This window comes from Syntrophales bacterium (assembly GCA_030018935.1).
In the GTDB taxonomy this organism is placed as follows: domain Bacteria; phylum Desulfobacterota; class Syntrophia; order Syntrophales; family CG2-30-49-12; genus CG2-30-49-12.
The window spans coordinates 21,505-27,838 of record JASEGZ010000027.1 but is presented as its reverse complement, the minus strand read 5'-3'; the positions used below and the strand labels follow the sequence as shown (position 1 = coordinate 27,838).

Genomic DNA, 6,334 nt, shown 5'->3' with positions numbered 1-6,334 from the left:
TATAAAGAGCCGACGAAAATCTTATGTCAAATTGTTCCGCGAAAATCGGTGTTAATACAAAAATAACCCTGGCCCCTTTTCCCTGTCATATGAAGATACTAACTGATTTCTGTGCGAGTAACAGGAATTCTCGGGGAAAGATGCCCATGTGGAGAAGCGCCCAGACACTGATGAGGATGACGACAATATAGCCAGGAGAAATATCAACCTCCACCGGTTCGCCTACCGGTTCCTTAAAGTACATATACATCATGACTCTCAGGTAATAGTAAGCGGCGACGGCGCTGTTGAGCACGCCGATAACCGCCAGCCAGTAATATTGTGCCTTTATCGCCGCGCTAAACACATAGAACTTGCCCATAAATCCGGCAAGGGGCGGGATGCCGGCAAGGGAAAGCAGGAAAAGGCTCATGGAAAAGGCAATAAAGGGGTGTCTTTTGGCAAGACCCGCGTAACTTTCTATATCAGTATTCTCCGCGCCGTTTTTCCCCATGAGGATTACAACAGTAAAGGCACCGATATTCATGAAGGTATAGACAAGGAGATAGTAAAGGATACTGCTCCCGGCTAATACTATATCCCCTGTGACAAAGGCCACGAGGAGATAACCAGCATGGGCGATGCTTGAGTAGGCAAGCATCCTTTTTACATTATCCTGCACAAGGGCCGTGATATTCCCCACGGTCATGGTAAAAACGGCAATGATCCACAGGATAGCCGACCAGCCTTCGATAAAAGGAAACATGGCCGTGTAAAATACCCTTAAAAAGGCGCCAAATGCCGCCGCCTTGACGCCGGTCGCCATATAGGCGGTGACGGATGTAGGCGCTCCTTCGTATACATCCGGCGTCCACATATGGAAGGGGACGGATGCCGTCTTAAACCCAAAACCCACGATAAGAAAGGCAAGACCCGCCACAAACATGGGGGTTAAGTAAAAATTTCCCGAAGCCACATAATCTTTTATTTCCCCGATATCGAGGACTCCTGTTGTTCCATAAACCAGCGCCATCCCGTAGAGCAAAAATGCGGTGGCAAACGCCCCCAACAGGAAGTATTTCAGTGATGCCTCCACAGATTTAGCGTTCTCCCTTAAAAGACCGCAGAGGACGTATATCGCGATAGACATCACTTCCAGCCCGATGAAGATGGTAATGAAATGGGTGGAGGAGGTCATGACCATCATCCCGAGGATACCGAAGAGCAACAGTGTGTAATACTCCGGGAGCTTTATATCCTCCCGTTCTATGTATCTCAGGGAAATAATGCTTATCAGGATAGAGATGATAAGAAAGACTATCTTGAAGAAGGTCCCGAAGTTATCTATCGTGTAAAGGTTATTGAATATGGAAAGGTTTTCATTCCACAAGTTGTAGGTGAAATACAGGGCCACGGCTGAACCTATAAGGGATACAGCGCCCGAGACAACTCTCGAACCCCTGCCGCTGCTGAAAGCCCCCAGGAGAAGAATGAAAAGGGCGCACAGGGAAATAATGATTTCCGGGATTATCCATCTAAATGCCAACTCTGGAATCATAACAACCATAGATCCATGTCCCTTCCGTGGTCTTGGGGACAGATTTGAAATCTGTCCCCACTTATGCGGAATGCCGAATAACCGGTCGAAACTCCCCTGAATGCTGCCTTACCGCTGTATCCCGCATTGTCTTTTCTGAATTCTGCTTTACCCTCTTCCGGCGTTACAGCCGCCTCCCCATGATGCATCGGGAGAGAGGTATAGTATAAATTCTTCCCCTTGATATAATCGAGATATCCTTCCACCGTGGCATCCATTTTCTTGAAGAACATCTTCGGATACACACCCATGAGGATTACAAAGAAGACTATCGCGGCCAGTATCAGCTTTTCCCTCTTGCCGATGTCGTGAAGCTGCCGGTTTTCTTCTTTCGTCACCTGTCCGAACATTACCCGCTGAAACATCCAGAGCATATATACCGCCCCTAAGATCACACCGGTGGCGGCGAGTATTCCATAGAGCATGTTGCTCTTAAAAGTGCCGAGCAAGATGAGAAATTCTCCCACAAAACCGTTTGTGCCCGGCAGGGCGATAGAGGAGAGGGTAATGATCATAAAAAAGGTGGCCAGAACGGGCATGACTTTCGACAGGCCTCCAAAATCTGCGATCATCCTCGTATGTCTTCGCTCGTATATCATGCCGACAATGAGGAACAATCCCCCTGTGCTTATCCCGTGATTGAGCATCTGATAGATACTTCCCTCCACACCCTGCATGTTGAAGGCAAACATCCCCAGCATCACAAATCCGAGGTGGCTGACACTGGAAAAGGCGACCAGCCTCTTTAAATCTGTCTGCATGATACACATGATGGCGCCGTAAATGATCCCGGCAATGGCCATGATGGAGATAAGGGGAACGGCAGCGAAGGCAGCGGCAGGGAACAGGGGAATGGCGAATCTTAAAAAGCCGTAGGTGCCCATCTTCAACAGTACACCGGCAAGAATGACGCTACCCGCCGTTGGCGCTTCGGTATGGGCGTCGGGCAGCCATGTATGAAAAGGAAACATGGGAACTTTTACGGCGAAGGAAAGGGCGAAGGCGGCAAAAAGCCAGTACTGTTTCGCTACCGGGATATTAGATTTGTAGAGTTCTAAGAGATTAAACGTGTATATGCCGGTTTCATGATAGTTATGAAAATAGAGCGCCATGATGGCAAGAAGCATGAGGACGCTTCCCACCATGGTAAAAAGGAAGAATTTTATCGCCGCATAGATGCGCCTTGGCCCTCCCCAGACACCGATCAAGAGGTACATGGGCACGAGCATCAACTCCCAGAAGATATAGAAGAGGACAAGATCAAGGGCGCAGAGGGCGCCGATCATCGCCGTCTCCAGGAAAAGGAAGGCGATATAGTACTCTTTGACCTTTTCCTTGATGTCTTTCCACGAACAGAGGATACAGGGAATGGTAAGAAATGTCGTCAGCAATACGAGAAGGACGCTGATACCGTCTATCCCGAGAAAGTAGCTCACTCCCCACTCCGGGAACCAGTCCATCTTTTCCACAAACTGCATACCCGTCGTTTTCTCATCAAAATAGAAGTAGAGGGGGAGAGATACGGCGAATTCCAAAAGGGTGCAGATGAGGGTAAATGTTTTGATAAAAAGCGCGTTCTTTCTCGGCGCTAAAAAAAGCACCACTGCCCCCGCCAGGGGGAGAAAGATCAAGATAGAGAGTAGAGGAAAGGTCATATCAGTCATTTAAATACCCCTTTAGAAGGATTCAAGGAGTCAAGGAATCAAGGATTTAAGGATTTAAGTGAAAACACTCGACCCCTCGACCCCTCGAATCCTTGTTTCACATGATGGGCTTCAGGATCAGGTATCCTACCACGATGATCGCTCCTAGAATCATGCCAAAGGCATATCCCTGCACATAACCGGTCTCGATGCGTCTGATGATAGAGCCGATACCCCTCATCAGGTATCCGGTCCCGTTTACGATTCCGTCAATAATCCTTTCATCCACAACCCGTAAGAGGAACCTGCCGATCCCCAGAAGGCTTCTCACAAAGAGGGTAAAGTAGATCTCATCCACAAAATACTTGTTATGCACCGTGTGATAGAAACCGGAAAATTTCTCTACAAACTGCTTTGGCAGGTCGGGCTTTTTGATATAGAACAGGTAAGCTAGATAGATACCGATAAAGGCAATAACGACAGAGAGAATCATCAGATTGAGTTCTAAAGAAGAACTGCTGTGAGCCGCCCCTTCCCCCGCCCATGCTTTGCTGATAATGTCAAAATTCCCTGCAGATGCCGCAGATGCGGTATGCCTGGCCGGGCCGAAGACCGGTTCGAGAAATTTTTCAAAGCGGTTCTCCCCGCCGAGGATATGGGGCACTCCGACATACCCCCCCACTAAGGAGAGAAAAGCAAGGATCATCAGGGGTATGGTCATGATTTTGGGAGATTCGTGAATATGATGTTTAACCTCTTCTGACGCCCGGCAATGGCCATGAAAGGTACTGAAGAGCAATCTGAACATATAAAATGCCGTCATTCCCGCCGTTATTGCCGCTATCAGCCATATCAGCATATATCCGGAACTGAAGGCCTTCCAGAGGATCTCATCCTTGCTGAAGAAACCGGAGAAGCCGGGTATCCCGGCAATGGCCATGCAGGCGATAAAAAATGTCCCGTAGGTAATAGGTATCTTTTTTCTCAATCCGCCCATGTTTCTCATGTCGAGCTCACCACTCATAGCATGCATTACACTTCCCGCGCCGAGAAATAAAAGGCCTTTAAAGAAGGCATGGGTCATCAGATGGAAGATGCCGGTCGCATACGCCCCCACACCCACGGCGACAAACATGAACCCTAACTGACTTATGGTGGAATAGGCTAACACCCTCTTGATATCGTACTGGGCAAAACCGATGGAGGCGGCGAACATGGCGGTAAGCGCCCCTATCAGCGCCACGGCAAACATGGTATCCGGCGACATACTGTACAGGAAATTAAGCCTTGCTATCATATATACGCCCGCAGTTACCATAGTTGCCGCATGGATGAGGGAACTCACCGGTGTTGGGCCTTCCATGGCATCGGGTAGCCACACATAGAGGGGGATCTGGGCCGACTTTCCCGTGGCGCCCGCAAAGAATAAAAGGGTGATCACGGTAACGACAGAGGCGCTGAGGAGGTGGGCATTTGGCTGAATCTCGGAAAATTTCAGCGTCCAGATACCGTGGCTTCCCAGACTTACAAAGAGGAGAAGTATTCCGAGCAGAAAACCGTAGTCTCCGATTCTGTTGACAATAAATGCCTTTTTACCGGCATTGGAGGCGGAATCCTTCTCGTACCAGAAACCTATCAAGAGGTAGGAACAGAGGCCAACTCCTTCCCATCCTACGAACATGAGAAGGAGATTGTTGCCGGTTACCAGGAGGAGCATCATAAAGACAAAGAGATTCAGATAGGTGAAATATCGCGGGAAGCCAGGGTCGTCATGCATGTAGCCCGCAGAGTAAACATGGATAAGAAGCCCTACTCCCGTGACCACGAGGCACATAATAATAGAAAGGGCATCTATCCGGAAACCAATCGGCACACTAAATTCACCGGAGGTTATCCAGTCGAAGATATCTTTTTCAAAGATTCTGGTTGCCGGCGGGAGGTGCAAAAACTCGTAAAATATCGCCGCTGAGACGAGAAAAGAAAGAAAGATGGCCAGACAGGCAACCCAGGCGACAAACGTTTTGGAAGTCTTTCCCCCCAATAATCCGTTAATGATAAAACCTATGGCGGGGAATACCGGTATGAGCCAGATGTAGTCAGCCATTTGCTCCCTCTTTTATCCTTTTAAGAGATTGATCTCATCAACATTTATCGTTTGCTTCAGGCGAAAGACCATGACAAATATTGCCAGTCCGACGGCGGCTTCCACGGCGGCAACGGTCATGATGAAAAACACAAATATCGTCCCATCCATGGAGGAAAGCATCTTTCCTGAGGCGATAAACGCGAGATTCACTGCATTCAACATCAATTCGATGCACATGAAGACAATTATCGCATTCCTCCTTGTAATCGCCCCTATCGCCCCGATGGTAAAGAGTATGCCGGACAATGCAAGGTATAAATTATAAGGGATATCGGAAAACATTCTTCTCTCCTTGTGTTTCAGTTATCAGCTATCAGTTTTGAGCTTTCAGCTTTCAGTGCTCTATCCTTTTCATTTCCTGTTTTTCGCCTTCCCCGGACAAGGACAACGGCCCCCACTATACCGACGAGGAGCAGTATCGAGGCAATCTCAAAGGGGAACAGATACTGCCCGTACAGCAAACTACCAACTACCTTAACATTTCCGATAGCGTCCACCGTCTCCGGGGTGTAAACGCCTTCCCTCCCGGGTATCTGATACGATAAGGATACGAGGAGAATTTCCAGGAGGAGGATGACGGTAACGAATCCCCCCACAAATTTTGTGGCGGAGAATCTTCTCTCGGAGACAATATCTTTCTCCAGATGAACCAACATGATCACAAAAATTATCAGCATCATAATCGCACCCGCATACACCATTACCTGGGCTACGGCTATAAACTGGGCATTGAGCATCAGGTAGATAACCGCCATAGTGCAGAACGACACGATCAACCATAATGCGCTATGGATGGGATTTTTCCTTGTTACCATCATCAGAGATGAAAATATGGCAAGTATTGCTACGGTACTGAAGATGAACACCTTAAACAATGAAAAGTCCATTTTTTACCCCCGGTGGACAGCGGCATGACAACAAAAAGAGTGAGGTGTAAAGCGTGAAACGTGAAAACGCCCTTACTCCTCC

Annotated in this window: 5 protein-coding genes; all 5 read right to left on the bottom strand. The window is 48.3% G+C overall.

Annotated features, from left to right (window positions below; translation table 11 throughout):
• Nucleotides 1-85: 85 nt before the first annotated feature.
• Nucleotides 86-1,546 (bottom strand): NADH-quinone oxidoreductase subunit N, encoded by a 1,461-nt coding sequence (locus tag QMD03_06470; protein ID MDI6776871.1) that lies wholly within the window; start codon nucleotides 1,544-1,546, stop codon nucleotides 86-88.
• A complete protein-coding gene (locus tag QMD03_06465; GenBank protein ID MDI6776870.1) occupies nucleotides 1,534-3,240 on the bottom strand; it encodes an NADH-quinone oxidoreductase subunit M in 1,707 nt (568 codons plus the stop codon). Before QMD03_06465 ends, QMD03_06470 begins: the two co-directional genes overlap by 13 nt.
• A 97-nt stretch (nucleotides 3,241-3,337) precedes the next feature.
• A complete protein-coding gene (gene nuoL, locus QMD03_06460) occupies nucleotides 3,338-5,323 on the bottom strand; it encodes an NADH-quinone oxidoreductase subunit L (GenBank protein MDI6776869.1) in 1,986 nt (661 codons plus the stop codon).
• Between the two features lie 12 nt (nucleotides 5,324-5,335).
• A complete protein-coding gene (nuoK, locus tag QMD03_06455) occupies nucleotides 5,336-5,647 on the bottom strand; it encodes an NADH-quinone oxidoreductase subunit NuoK (GenBank protein MDI6776868.1) in 312 nt (103 codons plus the stop codon).
• Nucleotides 5,648-5,664: 17 nt separating this feature from the next.
• Complete coding sequence (locus tag QMD03_06450; GenBank protein ID MDI6776867.1) at nucleotides 5,665-6,252, bottom strand: NADH-quinone oxidoreductase subunit J; 588 nt, start codon at nucleotides 6,250-6,252, stop codon at nucleotides 5,665-5,667.
• Nucleotides 6,253-6,334 lie beyond the last annotated feature (82 nt).